Source organism: Enterococcus sp. DIV0561 (genome assembly GCF_050539875.1).
Classification (GTDB): Bacteria; Bacillota; Bacilli; order Lactobacillales; family Enterococcaceae; genus Enterococcus; species Enterococcus faecalis.
In genome coordinates, this window is the sequence record NZ_CP172927.1 from 1,519,117 (window position 1) to 1,534,984 (window position 15,868).

The window sequence follows — 15,868 nt, forward strand, 5'->3', positions numbered from 1 at the left end:
TCATCACCGCTGTTCCGATGGGCACATCTGTATCTAGAGAAATCAGAAATTCTTTTACTACACCATCAAAATCTGATGGGACTTCCGTGGTGACTTTATCAGAAACGACTTCCATTAAGGGATCATAGCGTTTCACTGAATCCCCTGGTTTAACTAACCATTGAACAATGGCTGCCTCTGTGACACTTTCGCCTAGATGAGGCATTTTGATTTCTTTTGTGGCCATTTATTTTTTCCTCCTTGCTTCAATTAAAATTCTGCTAATTCTTTCATTGCTGCTAATACTTGCTCTTCATTGATTAAAAATTCTCTTTCTAAAGGTAATGCATAAGGCATGCTTGGACAATCAGGTCCTGCAAGTCGTTGAATCGGTGCATCTAAATCAAAGAGAGCATCTTCTGAAATCATTGCTGCAATTTCACTCATCACACTGCCTTCTTTATTGTCTTCTGTTACGAGTAAAACCTTCCCCGTTTTCTTAGCTGCAGCCACTAATGTTTCGCGATCTAAAGGATATAATGAGCGAACATCGACGATTTCGGCATCAATTCCTTCAGCGGCTAGTTTCTCCGCCGCAGCTAAAGCTAATTGCAAGGTCATGCCATAACTAATCACGGTTAAATCACTACCCGTTCTAACGACATTGGCTTTGTCAATTGGTACGATATAATCATCTGCAGGCACTTCATCTTTTAGTAGACGATATAAACGCTTATGTTCGTAAAAAATGACTGGATCATCGGAACGAATTGCTGCTTTAATCATCCCTTTTGCATCATAAGGATTAGAGGGGGTCACCACTCTTAATCCTGGTTGTCCACAAAAAACTTTTTCTGTAGACTGAGAATGATACAGCCCACCACGAACACCGCCGCCATAAGGGGTCCGATAAACGATTGGCGCAGTCCAATCGCCTTTTGTTCTATAGCGCATTGTCCGAGCCTCTGATAACAATTGATTGGTTGCAGGCAAAATGTAATCCGCAAATTGAAATTCACCAATTGCACGATAACCCATTAAACCTAAGCCGACAGCTAAACCACCAATTAAGCCTTCTGTTAACGGTGTATTAAAACAACGCTCGTCACCGTATTTAGCAGCCAAGCCCTTTGTTACACCGAATACGCCGCCTTTGTCCCCGCCGACATCTTCCCCAAAAATAACTACTTTTTCATCACGAGCCATTTCTTCAGAAATTCCTAAGTTAATTGCTTCTAAATAAGTCATCTCAGCCATTATATTTCTTCTCCTCTTCTCTTATTTTGCATACACTTCTTCTAAAATTGATGTCGGTACAGGATCTGGCATTGCTTCTGCTTCATCCGTTGCTTGATTGATTTCTGCACGAATTTCTTCATCAATTTTGGCAATGTCTTCGTCTGTTAAATAGCCCTCTTCTAATAATTGTTTTTCAAAAAGCTTCACTGCATCGTTCTTTTTCATTTCTTCAAGTTCTTCTTTTGAACGATAAACAGATTGATCATCGTCAGCGGAATGAGAAGTCAAGCGAGAAACCATTAATTCAATCAATTTTGGTCCTTTTTTCCCGCGAGCCGCTTTTACTGCTTCTTTAAATGCTAGATAGACTTCAGTAAAATCACTACCATCAACGGTTACACCTTCAAAGCCATAAGCTTTCGCGCGATCGGCCATTCGTTTATTGGCATACTGTTCTTCAATTGGGACAGAAATCGCATATTCATTATTTTCAACAACAAAAATGACTGGTAATTTTTTTACGCCTGCAAAGTTCATAGCTTCTTGGACTTCTCCTTGATTGGCAGAGCCTTCCCCAGTGGTGGTCAATGCAACAAAATCAGCTTTTTGAAGTTGCGCTGCATAACCAACACCTGTTGCTAATGGCATTTGTGTACTTACTGTTGAAGAGAAGGAAACAATATTATGCTCTTTTGAACCATAATGATTCGGCATTTGACGACCATGGGAAGAAGGATCCGCCTCTTTTCCAAAAGAACCCATTAAAATATCTTTGGAGGTCATGCCCCAAACCAAGCACGCGGTCATATCACGATAATACGGTAAAAAATAATCTTTTTGAGGATCAAAAGCCATCGCCATCGCTACTTGTGCAACTTCTGCCCCTTGACCAGAAATATTGAAAGAGGTCTTACCAATCCTTGTTAATTGCCACAACCGTTCGTCTAAACGACGTCCTCTTAGTACTTGACGATATGCCTGAATCAATTCTTCTTTTGATAAACCCGATTTTTTAAGCGCTTTCATTTTCATCAACCTTTCTCTATTTGTGAATCGCTAAGCCATAAGTATCTAAGGCTGCTTCTTGCAATACTTCTGTCATTGTTGGATGCGCATGGATTGCTTCGCCAATTTCAATGGGCGCGGCATCTAAATACATGGCAGTACTTGCTTCGGCAATTAAATCCGTGACATGTGGGCCAATCATAGAAACCCCTAATAAATCATCGGTATTCTTATCACGAATTACTTCTATAAAGCCATCTGTTTCTCCATAAACAAGTGATTTACCATTACCATTAAAATTAAAGGTACCAATCACTACTTCTTTATCTGCTGGTAAAGTTTCTCTAGTATAGCCGACACTTGCTATTTCAGGATTTGTATAAACACCTCGAGGCACGTTTGTATAATTTAAAGGTTCAACTGTCTCGCCTAAAAGATGCTGAACAGCTAACTCTCCTTCTTTCATAGCCACATGTGCTAGTTGGAGTGTATCGATACAATCACCGATCGCATAAATATGTCCTTCTGTGGTTTGATAAAATTCATTTACTTCAATGCCTTTGTCAGTATATTTCACTGAGGTATTCTGTAACCCTAACTTATTGATATTGGGCTGACGTCCAATTGCTACCATGACTTTGTCAACGGTGAGGGTTTCTTGTCCTGCAACTTCTACTTGAACCTTTTGTCCAGTAACTTTCGCTTCTTGGACTTTGCTACCTAATAGAATGTTAATTCCTCGTTGCTCTAAACGTTTCTTTAATTCTTTAGAAATTGTTGCACTCTCATTTATAAGTAAACGATCCAAAAATTCAATGATAGTTACGTTGACACCTAAACTATTTAATAAAGAAGCCCACTCGACGCCAATAACGCCACCACCAATAATTGCAATTGATTCTGGTAATTCTTCTAATTCAAGCATCCCATCAGAAGATAAGATAAATTCTTCATCTAATGGCAAATTAGGTAATGTTTTAGGACTAGAGCCTGTCGCAATAATGACATTTTTAGGAACAATAATTTCTTCTTCCCGTGTTGGATCATTAAACGTAACTGCCACTGCGCCAGAGACTGGTGAAAAAATAGAGGGACCTAAAATCGCACCTTCGCCTGCTAAAATTTTGATTTTATTTTTCTTGCATAAGCCTTCAACACCTTTGTGTAACTGCTCAATAATTCCTTCTTTCCGTTGTTGTATTTTAGAAAAATCAATGGACGATGCCTCTGTTTCAATCCCAAAAGAAGCCGCTTGTTTTAAGGTATCAAAAACCTCTGCGCTTCTTAATAAAGCTTTTGTAGGGATACAGCCTTTGTGCAAACAAGTGCCACCTAATTTGTATTTTTCAACAATTGTGACGTTTAGCCCTTTTTGTGCAGCTCGAATTGCTGCTACATAGCCTCCTGTTCCGCCACCTAAAATCAGTAAATCTGTTTGTTCCGCCATTTTGATCACTCCTGCTCAATTTTTGCTTCACTATAATTTAAAGCTTGTTCTTCCCCTGTTAATACTCGATTGACGCCTTCATATAAAGCAGCCATCTCCATTTCACCTGGGTAAACCTTAATTGGTGCAATCCAAGTGACTTTTTGACTAATTTCTTGAACAACGGTTTGCGAATAGGCTGCGCCCCCTGTTAAAATAATTGCATCAATTGTGCCTTCAAGAACCACGGCCATCTCGCCAATACTTTTTGCGATTTGGTAACACATTCCTTTTAAATAGTAATTTGCTGTTTGATCACCTGCAGCTATTTGTGCTTGGATATGCCGTAAATCTGTTTCACCTAGGTATGATTTAAGACCGCTATTACCCGCAATTAGCTTTTTCACTTGGCTAATCGTCAACTCCTTTTCAAGTATCCATTGCGCAAATTCAACGAGCGGTAAGGCGCCACTGCGTTCAGGCGTATAAGGACCTTCACCATCAAGCCCATTTACCACATCCACCATGCGGCCTTTTTGATGCGCCCCCAAGCTAATGCCCCCACCTAAATGAACAACGATAAAATTGCTTTGCTCATATGTTTTCCCTAAATCCTCAGCGATTTTTCGAGCGACCGCTTTTTGATTTAAGGCGTGACCAACGCTACGCCGCTGAATGCCTTTTAATCCAGAAATCCTGGCTAATGGCTGTAGCTCATCTACAACAACAGGATCGACAATAAAGGCTGACACGTGATATTTTTCTGCAAACTCATTAGCTAAAATCGCCCCTAAATTTGAAGCATGGGTATTAAAGCGTTCTGTCCGCAAGTCTTCTAGCATTTGTTGATCGACAAGATACGTACCGCCAGGAATAGGCTTAAGCAAACCACCACGCCCTACGACAGCGGCTAATTGTGTGATGTTATGTGTTTCTAAAAATTCCGCGATCATTTGTTTTCGAAATGCTGTTTGACTGACAACATTTTCAAAAGGTGCCAATTCTTGGACGCTATGTCTAAGCGTTTCTTCTGCCAAGCAATCATGATTAGCAAAAAGCGCTAACTTCGTGGAGGTCGAGCCAGGATTAATAACCAATACTGTTTCCATTGTTTTCTGCTCCTTTTTTTAAACTTGTCTCATGGCAAATCTTAATGAATGGAATTTGCTTTCTGTCGAATCGCTTCTAGATGTTAAAACGACTGGGACTTTTGTGCCAACAATCGTTCCTCCCACCTTGGCGTGCCCAAACAAGGTTAATGATTTGTATAAACAATTTCCAACATCAATAGTTGGGACCACTAAAATATCTGCATCCCCCATGATAGGACCGCTGTAACGTTTATGCGCAACCGCTTCTTCAGAGGTCGCTAAATCAAGCGAAAGTGGCCCAAAAACCGTAGCCTCTTGTTGATCATTAAAATGTGCCGTGACTTCTTTTGCTAAAACAGACGAAGGCATTTTAGGATTGAAATTTTCCGCTGCGCTTAACAAAGCAATTTTCGGGTGGTGCAGTCCCAATTTTTGGGCGACTTCTTTAGCATTTTCAACAATTTCAATGAGGGTCGCTTGAGTGGGGGCGATGTTCATCGCACAATCGGTTAACAAGAAGGTTTTTCCCGCAGGCAGCTCCACCATTGCTACATGGGAAAGAATCGGTTTATTTTTTAATTGATGCTCGCTTTTCAACATTTCTTTCAGTAATGTGTGGGTCTGAATAATTCCTTTCAATAAAATTTGTGCTTGACCGGTTGCAACTAGACTGACAGCTTCCTGTGCTACCGCGGCCTCATCTGAGCAATGAACATATTTCCAGAGATTTTCAGTATCAAGATTTTCATTTGTATCAAATACAATAAACTGCAACGGTTGCTCGGCTTCTTTTAGCGCTTTTTTAACTAGCTGTAAAATCTCTGGTTGTGAACCTCCTGCAATTGAAACAGTGATCATTTTCTCACCTCATTTTTTCTTCTTTACACTTTAAATCTACCTCATTATGTAAGCGCATACAAATTGTTAATTTTTATGCCCTTATTAATATTTTTTATAGAGAAGGAAAAGCTTAGTAAATCAAGCTTTTCTTTCTCTAAACAATTGTTATCTAATTTACTTTTCATGAAAAAAATTCTTTTCTAAGAATGAAAGGAAAACTTATGCTTCGGCACAGCTGTTTATTTATGTCCGATCCTAAAGCATGTTATACTTTAGATACTTATTTTTAGGAGGAATTAAATGGCACTACTACTATTCTTTTTGTTTATCGCCCTACTAGGATTTGGTATATTAAAAATTAATAACCGCAGTATCCTCGGCGGTATCACTCTGGCTTCTGGCACCTTATTGTCATTAGTCACCTTACTATTTATCGGACTAGACAAAATTTATTTACATTTTAAGAATGGCGACTTAATTACCTTGGCTATTGGTTATCTATTAATTCCCGCTGTGTTTATCGGCATTTGCATTTACTTTATTTTTAACTCACGTACAATGCAAACGAAAGAAGGCAAAAGTGTCACGGCTAAATTGTCGGCGGGCTTAGGACTGAACTTATTAATTGCTTTACCCGCCTTTCTATATTTATTATCAGTTGGCACAGCGCAAATACCTTATGTGCTTTTTCTGTTCTTACTTTTTCTATTGTTAATGGATCTTTTACTGACCTTTCTATTTGCTGCTTACGTCTTGTATTCATGGATGTACCAAATGATTCCTTTAAAAAAAGCGGTTGATTATATCATTGTTTTAGGTTCGGGAATTCGTAGCGAGGAAGTGCCTCCACTTTTGAAGAGTCGGTTAGATAAAGGGATTGAATATTATGAAAAAAATCCCACCGCTAAATTTGTAGTCAGCGGTGGTCAAGGTCCTGACGAACCTGTGGCCGAAGCTTTCGCAATGAAAAAATATTTGCTTTCACAAAATATTCCTGCGGAAGCAATTTTGTTGGAGGACCAATCCACAACCACTTATGAAAATATGTTGTTTTCTAAAGCAATCATTCAGGCGGATTGGCAAAAGATGCCGTCTGATTCTAAACAACCCTCTGTTATTTTTTCAACAAATAACTATCATGTCTTACGAGGAGCTATGTATGCCCATCGTGTCGGCTTAAAAGCTGAAGGTGTTGGAGCACCAACTGCCTTATATTTTTTACCAACTGCTCTAATCCGAGAATACATTGCCTTACTGGTTCATGATAAGCGAATTGTGTTTTTTGTTTTTCTACTTGTCACTCTTCTTTTAGGAATCAGTAGCTTACCCATCTAAAAAAACAGCGGCTCACATTTTGGTGAGTCGCTGTTTTTATTCTTTTATTATAAAAAGTTTAATGAACGTAATTGGCTATTAACGCAATCAGCCATAAATGAAGCGGATAGAATCCGTAAAATAAATATTTGAAAAATGGTGCTTTGCTCCCTCTCTCACCATTGTAAAGCGATATAAATGGTAACACAGTGATAAACATAAAATCAGAATTATAAGCTAACATTTCAATTGTCGTTGGCCAATCTCCCAACCATTGAAAACTTGTAACTAAGAAAAAGAGCGCTAATGCACCATATAAACAGTTCCGTAAGACAAGTCTCTTTCTGGCTAAATACGTAATCAACATAAAAGGTAACATCACAATGCCACCTTCAGCAAACATTGCTCCTATTCCTAAAATGGCTAATATACTAATCAATAAAACAATCTTTAAACTGATTTTTGGCATCTCTAGCATCGCTTTTGTCACAATTAACATACTGACCCCAAGGGCTAAGGTGAAGAAAATATTGTTGTGAACTGCGACAGCTGGATTATTCACTAAATGATTTAGAAGCGTATTTCCAACAAACATGATTGCTGCCCAAATATACAAACGACCATTGTAACGATAAACATTCCGTGTATAGTTGAAACCTTCTACAGCCATGTAACCAAAAAACACGCCGACACAACGAGTAATTACATGAAAAATCAGTGCCCATTCTGGCGGAACAAAATAACTAATATGGTCAAGAACCATTAACCCCATCATCAATAACTTTAAGCGATTTGCGTTCATGAATCGTCTCCTTTATTTTTTCTACAGAAACTATCATATCTTTTTATATAACAGAAAACAACGAACATTCTTGTTAGATTCAACCATTCTTTTTGTCACTTTCGTTAAACTTGGTACCGCAAAGATAAATCTTCAAATAAATAATGTTGGTATTTAAATTGTTCAAAATGAATTTTTCGAATTTCTTGCTTAATGGCTGTTAAGCATTCATCGACCGTCATCAATGATTCTTCTTTTAGAAGCGCCTCTTCTATTAATAATTTGCATTGGCAATCAATCAATAAAAGTTGACTATAGAATGTGTAAAATGTTTCTTTATTTAATTTTTCAATCAAATTTTTAGCTTGATTCTGCAGCTTTTGATAACATTTGGTCAATTTTTGATAATCCATTAAATCAACTAACTGACCTTGTTTTAACATGTTACTAAAGTCTAAATCCCAAAGCATTTCTTTAGTCGGCTGTTGCAATAAATAATACATAGAATGACTACTAATAATTTCAGTGGTCGGTTCTTCAATTGTTTCATAAAAAGTCACAAAATATTCTCGCTCAATCACAGTAATAATTTCTTCTTCTGAAAGCTCACAATCTTCTAAATTTTGATAGAATATCAATAATTTAATCCGCTCATCTATTTTATTCAGCGAAGCGACTAATTCAGGAAAAAGAACCGACTGACAATTCTCTACTAATTCTCTTGCCTTATTTTGTTCATTTTTATAAAAGCTGTATAACTTTTTCCGCTGTTTTAACGAGTTTAGTAAGTTATCGGGTATATTCCAGTAATATTGTTTCTTCATAGCATTCCCACTCTTCTTTTTTATGTACAATTTTACAAAATTGGTCTTAGCCAATTTCGTCTCTAGTTATTCTATCAAAAAAGTGACGCTTTTTTACTGACAATAATTACTCGTTTTACGCCCAAAAAGTGAAAATTCAGCTGTTAAGTAGTTATTGGGGCTTGTTTCCCGCGGGCCGAAAAAACTTTTTCCTTTTAAAAGTCCAGAAAAAGACCTACACTAGATATAGACATATAGACAAACGTTGGAGGGATTTAAATGGATTTACACTTAACGAATAAATTAGCATTAATTACTGGTTCAACCAAAGGAATTGGCAAAGCAATTGCGATTGAAATGGCTCGTGAAGGGACCGATGTCATTATCAATGGGCGCAATGAAGCCGAAGTAATCAAAGTTGTTGAAGAAATACAAACAATGTTTCCAGACACTCATCCTCAAGCAGGAACTGCCGATATTTCCATTGAAAGTCAACGAACTACTTTACTTGAAAAATTCCCTAAAGTCGACATTTTAGTGAATAATATGGGGATTTTTGAACCAATGGAATACTGGGACATCGATGACGCCACTTGGGAAAAATTTTTTACTGTGAACGTGTTGTCAGGCAATGCATTAGCAAAAGCTTATCTACCTAAAATGCTTGCACAAGATTTTGGTCGCATTATTTTCATCGCTAGCGAAGAAGCGGTGATGCCTTCTGGCGAAATGCCCCAATATAGCATGACAAAAACGATGAATCTTTCCTTAGCTAAAAGTTTATCCAACTTAACTGTCGGCACACATGTCACCGTTAACACGGTTATGCCTGGCTCAACCCTTACCGAAGGTGTAGAAAAAATGTTGGAAGATATGTACGCTGATTCAGACATTCCCAAAGAGGATTGGGAAAAAGATTTCATGAAAAATCATCGTTCTCGTTCACAAATCCAACGGCTCATTCGACCAGAAGAAATTGGTCGTTTTGTTACCTTTGTGGCCAGCCCAGATTCTTCTTCCTTCTCAGGAGAAGCCTTAAGAATCGATGGCGGCTTAGTTCCAACGATCTTCTAAAATAAACAAAAAAGACAGCCAGCAAAAATTCACATTTTTTGCTGGCTGTCTTTTTAAGCATATTAATTGATTACTTACCAAAAGTAAGTTATATTTATCTCGAATTCGAAATAAAAAAAGAGGTGAAACAATGAGCCAACAGCAAGAAGCTTTAAAAGCCTATATCGGTTTATTAAGAACCAGCCATCGACTAGAGCAACTTGCCAAGCAAGATGTCGCTTGTTATGACTTAAACATTACAGAATTTTCAGTATTAGAGCTGTTACTCCATAAAGGTCCTCAGACCATCCAAAAAATTAAGGAGAAAATTTTAATTGCCAGCAGTAGCACCACTTATGTTATTGACCAATTACATAAAAAAGGCTATGTAACGCGCACCCCCAGTGAAAAAGACCGACGCATTACTTACGTTGAATTAACAGAAGCTGGAAAAACATTAATTAAAGAAATTTTCCCGACGCATGCAAAGCGAATTGCAGAAGCATTTGAACAACTCTCTTCTGAAGAATTAACTCTTCTTCAAAAAACTTTACGAAAAATAACAAATGAAACGAAATGAGGAAATAATGATGAAAAAAGAAGATCAATTATTAGGAATCCACCACGTTACAGCTATGACAAGTAATGCAGAAAAAAACTATCACTTCTTTACAGACGTTTTAGGGATGCGTTTAGTCAAAAAAACAGTGAATCAAGATGATATCTATACTTACCACACCTATTTTGCCGATGATTTGGGTACACCAGGTACAACCATGACCTTTTTCGATTTTCCCAATAACCCTAAAGGATTAAAAGGAACCAATACAATTTCAAGAACAGGGTTCCGGGTTCCTTCAGATGCAGCTTTGACTTATTATGAAAATCGCTTCAATGAATTTGCTGTCAAACACACAGGTATTTCTGAAGAATTTGGCAAAAAAGTCCTTCGCTTCTGGGATTTTGATGATCAAGCGTATCAATTAATCTCTGATGAATTAAATCAGGGCGTTGCAGCGGGCACCCCTTGGAAAAAAGGACCTGTCCCTACAGAATTTGCGATTTATGGCTTAGGACCTGTCGAAATAGCTATTTCCTATTTTCATGAATTCAAAAAAGTCTTTGAAGAAATTCTAGGCTTTCACGTAGTGGCACAAGAAGGCAATCGCTATTTACTAGAAGTTGGCCAAGGTGGCAATGGTGCCCAAGTCGTTTTGGTAGACGATGATACTAGCTCACAAGCGCAACAAGGATATGGTGAAGTACATCACGTTGCATTCCGCTTAGCGGATCGCAAATCACTTGGGACTTGGCAAACGCGCTTTGATCATTTAGGCTTACAAAACTCTGGCTATGTCGATCGTTATTACTTTGAATCATTGTATGTTCGTATTGGGCATATTTTAGTCGAATTAGCCACCGATGAACCAGGATTTATGGGGGATGAACCTTACGAAACATTAGGAGAAAAGTTATCTCTAGCGCCATTTTTAGAAAACCGTCGTGAATATATTGAGAGTGTGATCACGCCTTTCAGTACAAAACGAGCCTAAGGAGGAAAAAAACATGCATTCAATTTTTAAAAAAGGACATCCTGAAGCACCTGTCTTTGTGCTACTTCACGGTACTGGTGGTGATGAAACATCTCTCCTACCAATTGCTCAAGAACTAAATAAACAAGCTACTGTGCTAAGTATTCGTGGTGATGTTTCAGAAAATGGAATGAATCGTTATTTTAAGCGCCTAGCGGAAGGTCATTATGACTTAGAAGATCTAGAAAAACGCGGCGAGGCGCTTCATAAGTTTATTCAACAAGCCGCTAACGAGCATCAATTTTTATTGGATAAAATTATTTTTATTGGCTATTCAAATGGGGCCAATATCGCTATTCAATTATTGCTTACTCATCCCGATAGTTACCATCAAGCTGTCCTCTATCATCCCATGTTTCCTGTTGAATTGACCAATCAACCAGACTTGACCGACACTTCTGTTTTATTATCTCTAGGAGAGCATGACCCGATTGTTCCACTTCCTGAAAGTATGCGTGTGATTCAATTATTTCAGAATCATGGAGCAACCGTACAAGAGGTTTGGACACAAAGTCATCAATTAACTTATCAAGAAATTAAGGAAACACAAACTTGGTTGGCACATCTGTCCTCTTAACAAAAAAGTGAGGTCGGGACAGAACCGTTTAGCTCCGAGAAATAAGAAGAAATTTCCGAAAATTGCTCTTTAATTTTTGGAGAATTTCGGCTTATTTCCGAAGGAGTTGGTTCTGTTCCCGCCGTTTATCAGGTTTTGAGCCTGGGACAAAAATCTCTTTGGATTTTTGTCCCAGGCTCACTTTTTCTATTTTAAGATAATTCACTGTCTGAGCTTCTTTTATTTTGCCATTTGAACAACTATTTTGCCAACTGCATGGTGCGTTTCACTGAGTGCATGTGCATCATAAATCCCTTGTCTAGAAAAAGGGAAAACTTCACCAATAATTGATTTCACTTTTCCAGCTGCCATCAAATCAGCAATTTTTTGTAATTGTTCTCCATTTGGTTGAAGCCAAATACTTTCAGCAGAAATATTTTTTTCGGCTGCCAATTGTTTGTCTTCAATACCCACAATTGAAACAAGACGACCTGTGTTTGGTTTTAAGACGTCAAAACTATTTTTTTGAACCTCACCACCCATTGTATCAAAGACCAAATCAACATCAGCTAATACCTCTGCAAAATTCGTTGTATGATAATCAATCACTTCATCTGCACCAATTTTTTTCAGTAAGGCATGATTTTTTGCGCTAGCGGTCGTGATGACATGTGCGCCCGCTTCTTTTGCTAGTTGAATCGCATAAGTACCGACCCCACCTGCACCAGCATGAATTAAAACAGTTTCTCCTTCTTTAAGGTGGCCATGATCAAACAATGCTTGCCAAGCGGTTAAACCAGCCAACGGAACGGCAGCAGCTTCTTCAAAGCTAATTGTTTCAGGGATTTTTGCTAATAAATGATCATCCACAATCGTTACTTCTGCATAGGTACCAAAACGAGTAGTTTCAGGACGAGCAAAAACTTTATCGCCAACTTGCCAATCCGTTACTTGACTCCCCACCTCTGTAATCACACCAGCGACATCCCAACCAAGAATAATCGGAAAGGACCAATCAAACATCTGTTTTAAATATCCTTCACGCAATTTCCAATCAATCGGATTAATTGATGTCGCGTATTCTTTTACCAATACTTGATGTTCCGATAATTTCGGTAGTGTTACTTCTGCTTCTTCAAGTACCTCTTTACTTCCGTACTGATTAATCACAACAGCTTTCATAAACCAACTTCCTCTCATTTGTTTCATTTTTCACACTTTTAGTATACGCCTATTGTCTTCTTTTTATATAAGAATATGCTTTAGTTAAATTGAGAGAAAGTGGCTGTTTTTAATCTATTATTCATAACGTAAAGATTCAATTGGATCTAATTTTGCTGCTCTTCGAGCTGGTAAAGTTCCTGCTAAAAAAGCAATAAACATAATAACTAAGATAATCGTTAGTGAAGATGGCAATGAAAATTGAATTAATTTAAATCCTGTTAAAGCCTTTAAAAAAGAATCCGTTGCCAAACGATTAACTAAATTTCCAACCCCAACAGCTCCTAAAATGCCTAACATTGAGCCAAAAAAGCCAATTAAAGCCGCCTCAACACTAAAAATTGTAAAGACTTTCCCATTGCTAAGTCCCATGGCTTTCATTAAACCAATTTCTCGCGTTCTTTCTTGGACAGACATATACAGCGTGTTAATAATGCCAAAGCTTGCAGCTAACAAGGCAATTGCACCAAACATGGTTAAAACACCAGTGATTGCATTGATTATATTACGAATCATACCAATTTCATCTTCGACAGTAGTCGCTAAATAGCCAGCTTTATCTAAATCTTTTTTGATGTCCTTAATCTGCTCTGGCGTGCTGTCTTTTTTAACTTCAGCAATAATCATCGCGTATTGATTTTTTAAATGTTCTGGAAGATCTGCTTGATTGATTGAGACAACTTTATCAATCAATGCTTTATTCATCAGCGAGAGCCCATTTTGAATGACACTGGTATTTCTAACGCCAACAATTTTTGCTTCAATAACTTGCTCTTGTCCTTTCAAGGAACTTGAGATACCTAATTGAACTGTTTCTCCCACGGCAGCTTTACTAGATGTATAGCCGAGCGCCTTTACATATTCTGGTGACAAATTAATTTCGAAGTCCTGGCTCGTTTGCGAAACTTTACGGCCAGCCGCTAAATCAATGGTCATCTCATCTAGCGCAGAAGTTGCTGAAAATACATATTTATGCTTATCTGCTCCTTTTATATAATCGATAGCAACGGATTTCATTGGTTCCACTGATGTAACATCCGAGATTTTTTTAATCTTCTCAATATCTTTTTCAGCAAGCATACTTTGTTGTTGAATCGTACTGGTTTTTTTCTCTGGATTATATTTACTTGGTTCTGTTCCGTTACCAACATTCATCTCCATTTTTGGCTGAATAAATAGCTGATTTGCACCACCGACACTGCCGACTTGTTTGTCAATATAATCATTTACACCAATATTGACTCCTGTAGTTAAAGCTATGGTAAATGCTCCAATAAAGATTGCAATAATGGTCAATACGGTTCGACCTTTATTACGCATTAAATTGGTACTAGCTGATTTTAAAATATCTCTAAATTTCATTTACTCATCTCCTCCTACAATCAAGCCGTCTCGAACATGAACTTGCCGATCACAACGTGCTGCTAAGTCTGGATCATGTGTCACAATAATTAAGGTAATTCCTTTATTTTTATTTAAATCAAATAACAATTCTTCAATTTTCTTCCCAGTGGCAGAATCTAAATTCCCTGTAGGTTCATCTGCAAAAATAATTTGCGGATTATTAACTAAAGCACGCGCTATACATACCCGTTGTTTTTGGCCACCAGATAAATTATTCGCTTTGTTTTGAACTTTATCTTCCAAACCGACTGCTTTTAACGCATCTAAAGCCATCTTTTTCCTCTTGCTACCGGAAATACCACCAATTTTTAATGGTAAAAGAACATTATTTAAAACTGTATCCTTGGCATTCATAAAGAATTGTTGAAAAACAAAACCAAATTCTTCATTTCTCGTTTTATTCAGCACTTTCTTTCTAATACTAGTAACATTTTTACCATTTAAATAAATATCTCCTGAAGTTGGTTGATCTAACAATGCCAAAATGTGCATAAATGTTGATTTCCCAGAGCCACTTTTACCAATTATGGCCACAGATTCACCTTTTTCAACTTTTAAATCAACACCTTTTAACGCATCAAATTTTGTTTCGTTCTTTCCATAACTTTTTTTGATATTTTTTGCTTCAATTACCGCCATGTTACCCCTCCATTTTTCATTCTTTGTCGTTTACTTATTTACAAAGTTTTTTTACTCTTTTCATACTCCTTTCTTCTCTTTCTATTTTGACGGAAGCCCTTTCCTTTGTCATGGTACTTCCGATGTATCTCTCAATTAAAACAATAAGAACATGTTCCAAATTCACCTCATTGAACATGTTCTTATTAATTAGTTATGCATTTACGCGTTTAATTTCACGATGTTTATTCAATAAATAGGCCAAACCAAGATTAATGCCAACAAAGCAACTGATTGTCAGAAGAAGTGGCAGGACAGTAAAACCAGTGGATTGATAACCAACCATTGCTTGCAAGACGTGGAGCATTCTCAGGCGCATTGGTGTCCCCCCTAATTGTGCAATCGTGCCCAGTAAAATAGGAATCATTAATAACAGCAATAAAACAATGAGTTTTTTTACGCCATCTATCCGATCATTAAAGACACCTGCTAACAAGCCAAGTGAGCCGCTAAGCATTAGTAAGATAAAAAAGAGCAACCACGACATGAAAAAGTTTCCTTGAGCATAGACATCAATTAATTTCATTGATAATTGAAAATGAGAAATGAAATTGCCGCTAAATACTTTAATCAGTACAAGTACAGCCAAGGATCCAACCAAAGATAAAATAGCATTACTTACAAAATTCACCAAAAAAATTGTCCAGCGGGAAAGCCCGTTTTGAATAAACAGTTTAAAATCTGTGTTCATCCCAAAAAATGATAGTATCCCCATAAAAACCAGACAAGGAATTACTGCATCAGAGCTGACAGTATTCACGTCGTTAGAAAAGAGCAACCCAATAAGAGGAAAAAGAATGCCGAACAAAGCATAAAAGCCAAAATAAATTGCTAAGGAACGGACTTGATAAATTACACGATACCGCAAAGCTGTTTTAAATTTCAT

The 15,868-nt window shown here is 37.5% G+C and carries 16 protein-coding genes and 1 pseudogene; 5 read left to right on the top strand and 12 right to left on the bottom strand.

Going from position 1 to position 15,868, the window contains the following annotated elements; genetic code table 11:
* Positions 1–55: 55 nt before the first annotated feature.
* The 6 genes and pseudogenes from IGM13_RS07355 to ptb form a co-directional block, all read right to left on the bottom strand.
* Positions 56–226 (bottom strand): annotated as a pseudogene (locus IGM13_RS07355) (biotin/lipoyl-containing protein); the annotation flags it as partial.
* A 23-nt stretch (positions 227–249) separates the two neighbouring features.
* Positions 250–1,236, bottom strand: coding sequence for an alpha-ketoacid dehydrogenase subunit beta (locus IGM13_RS07360; RefSeq protein ID WP_002357475.1), 987 nt, complete (start codon positions 1,234–1,236; stop codon positions 250–252).
* 21 nt (positions 1,237–1,257) lie between these two features.
* Positions 1,258–2,250: a thiamine pyrophosphate-dependent dehydrogenase E1 component subunit alpha gene (locus tag IGM13_RS07365; protein ID WP_002420169.1), complete on the bottom strand. Its 993-nt coding sequence runs from the start codon at positions 2,248–2,250 to the stop codon at positions 1,258–1,260.
* A 10-nt stretch (positions 2,251–2,260) separates the two neighbouring features.
* A complete protein-coding gene (gene lpdA, locus IGM13_RS07370; RefSeq protein WP_010715232.1) occupies positions 2,261–3,670 on the bottom strand; it encodes a dihydrolipoyl dehydrogenase in 1,410 nt (469 codons plus the stop codon).
* Positions 3,671–3,675: 5 nt separating this feature from the next.
* Positions 3,676–4,758: a butyrate kinase gene (gene buk / locus IGM13_RS07375; RefSeq protein WP_002420167.1), complete on the bottom strand. Its 1,083-nt coding sequence runs from the start codon at positions 4,756–4,758 to the stop codon at positions 3,676–3,678.
* An 18-nt stretch (positions 4,759–4,776) separates the two neighbouring features.
* Complete coding sequence (gene ptb / locus IGM13_RS07380) at positions 4,777–5,598, bottom strand: branched-chain phosphotransacylase (protein WP_002360223.1); 822 nt, start codon at positions 5,596–5,598, stop codon at positions 4,777–4,779.
* A gap of 282 nt (positions 5,599–5,880) precedes the next feature.
* On the opposite strand from ptb, the gene IGM13_RS07385 reads away from it, so the two are divergent.
* Positions 5,881–6,915, top strand: a complete 1,035-nt coding sequence (locus IGM13_RS07385) for a YdcF family protein (RefSeq protein WP_002420166.1) — start codon at positions 5,881–5,883, stop codon at positions 6,913–6,915.
* Between the two features lie 58 nt (positions 6,916–6,973).
* Here the strand turns inward: IGM13_RS07385 and IGM13_RS07390 are convergent, their stop codons facing one another.
* Together IGM13_RS07390 and IGM13_RS07395 are read right to left on the bottom strand one after the other, a co-directional pair.
* On the bottom strand, positions 6,974–7,696 hold the full coding sequence (locus IGM13_RS07390; protein WP_002357468.1) for a TraX family protein: 723 nt from the start codon (positions 7,694–7,696) through the stop codon (positions 6,974–6,976).
* Positions 7,697–7,800: 104 nt separating this feature from the next.
* On the bottom strand, positions 7,801–8,553 hold the full coding sequence (locus tag IGM13_RS07395) for a DUF7006 family protein (protein ID WP_002384475.1): 753 nt from the start codon (positions 8,551–8,553) through the stop codon (positions 7,801–7,803).
* Between the two features lie 204 nt (positions 8,554–8,757).
* On the opposite strand from IGM13_RS07395, the gene IGM13_RS07400 reads away from it, so the two are divergent.
* From IGM13_RS07400 to IGM13_RS07415, 4 genes are all read left to right on the top strand, one after another.
* Positions 8,758–9,552: an SDR family NAD(P)-dependent oxidoreductase gene (locus tag IGM13_RS07400; RefSeq protein ID WP_002360217.1), complete on the top strand. Its 795-nt coding sequence runs from the start codon at positions 8,758–8,760 to the stop codon at positions 9,550–9,552.
* A 130-nt stretch (positions 9,553–9,682) separates the two neighbouring features.
* Positions 9,683–10,111: a MarR family winged helix-turn-helix transcriptional regulator gene (locus tag IGM13_RS07405; RefSeq protein ID WP_010715233.1), complete on the top strand. Its 429-nt coding sequence runs from the start codon at positions 9,683–9,685 to the stop codon at positions 10,109–10,111.
* 10 nt (positions 10,112–10,121) lie between these two features.
* Positions 10,122–11,084 (top strand): ring-cleaving dioxygenase, encoded by a 963-nt coding sequence (locus IGM13_RS07410; protein ID WP_033591663.1) that lies wholly within the window; start codon positions 10,122–10,124, stop codon positions 11,082–11,084.
* Positions 11,085–11,097: 13 nt separating this feature from the next.
* A complete protein-coding gene (locus tag IGM13_RS07415) occupies positions 11,098–11,700 on the top strand; it encodes an alpha/beta hydrolase (RefSeq protein WP_002420163.1) in 603 nt (200 codons plus the stop codon).
* 219 nt (positions 11,701–11,919) lie between these two features.
* On the opposite strand, the gene IGM13_RS07420 is transcribed toward IGM13_RS07415, so the two are convergent.
* The 4 genes from IGM13_RS07420 to IGM13_RS07435 form a co-directional block, all read right to left on the bottom strand.
* Positions 11,920–12,888, bottom strand: a complete 969-nt coding sequence (locus IGM13_RS07420) for an NADP-dependent oxidoreductase (RefSeq protein WP_002420162.1) — start codon at positions 12,886–12,888, stop codon at positions 11,920–11,922.
* A gap of 90 nt (positions 12,889–12,978) precedes the next feature.
* Positions 12,979–14,262 carry an ABC transporter permease gene (locus IGM13_RS07425; RefSeq protein WP_002420161.1) on the bottom strand — a complete coding sequence of 428 codons (1,284 nt, stop codon included), beginning with the start codon at positions 14,260–14,262 and terminating at the stop codon, positions 12,979–12,981.
* Positions 14,263–14,943 carry an ABC transporter ATP-binding protein gene (locus IGM13_RS07430; protein ID WP_002357457.1) on the bottom strand — a complete coding sequence of 227 codons (681 nt, stop codon included), beginning with the start codon at positions 14,941–14,943 and terminating at the stop codon, positions 14,263–14,265.
* A gap of 193 nt (positions 14,944–15,136) precedes the next feature.
* Positions 15,137–15,868, bottom strand: coding sequence for a hypothetical protein (locus IGM13_RS07435; protein ID WP_002408443.1), 732 nt, complete (start codon positions 15,866–15,868; stop codon positions 15,137–15,139).

Coding starts and splice junctions, on each gene's coding strand:
- IGM13_RS07360 (WP_002357475.1), bottom strand. CDS start 1,236: ATGGCTGAGATGACTTATTTAGAAGCAATTAACTTAGGAATTTCTGAA.
- IGM13_RS07365 (WP_002420169.1), bottom strand. CDS start 2,250: ATGAAAATGAAAGCGCTTAAAAAATCGGGTTTATCAAAAGAAGAATTG.
- lpdA (WP_010715232.1), bottom strand. CDS start 3,670: ATGGCGGAACAAACAGATTTACTGATTTTAGGTGGCGGAACAGGAGGC.
- buk (WP_002420167.1), bottom strand. CDS start 4,758: ATGGAAACAGTATTGGTTATTAATCCTGGCTCGACCTCCACGAAGTTA.
- ptb (WP_002360223.1), bottom strand. CDS start 5,598: ATGATCACTGTTTCAATTGCAGGAGGTTCACAACCAGAGATTTTACAG.
- IGM13_RS07385 (WP_002420166.1), top strand. CDS start 5,881: ATGGCACTACTACTATTCTTTTTGTTTATCGCCCTACTAGGATTTGGT.
- IGM13_RS07390 (WP_002357468.1), bottom strand. CDS start 7,696: ATGAACGCAAATCGCTTAAAGTTATTGATGATGGGGTTAATGGTTCTT.
- IGM13_RS07400 (WP_002360217.1), top strand. CDS start 8,758: ATGGATTTACACTTAACGAATAAATTAGCATTAATTACTGGTTCAACC.
- IGM13_RS07405 (WP_010715233.1), top strand. CDS start 9,683: ATGAGCCAACAGCAAGAAGCTTTAAAAGCCTATATCGGTTTATTAAGA.
- IGM13_RS07410 (WP_033591663.1), top strand. CDS start 10,122: ATGAAAAAAGAAGATCAATTATTAGGAATCCACCACGTTACAGCTATG.
- IGM13_RS07415 (WP_002420163.1), top strand. CDS start 11,098: ATGCATTCAATTTTTAAAAAAGGACATCCTGAAGCACCTGTCTTTGTG.
- IGM13_RS07420 (WP_002420162.1), bottom strand. CDS start 12,888: ATGAAACAAATGAGAGGAAGTTGGTTTATGAAAGCTGTTGTGATTAAT.
- IGM13_RS07425 (WP_002420161.1), bottom strand. CDS start 14,262: ATGAAATTTAGAGATATTTTAAAATCAGCTAGTACCAATTTAATGCGT.
- IGM13_RS07430 (WP_002357457.1), bottom strand. CDS start 14,943: ATGGCGGTAATTGAAGCAAAAAATATCAAAAAAAGTTATGGAAAGAAC.
- IGM13_RS07435 (WP_002408443.1), bottom strand. CDS start 15,868: ATGAAATTTAAAACAGCTTTGCGGTATCGTGTAATTTATCAAGTCCGT.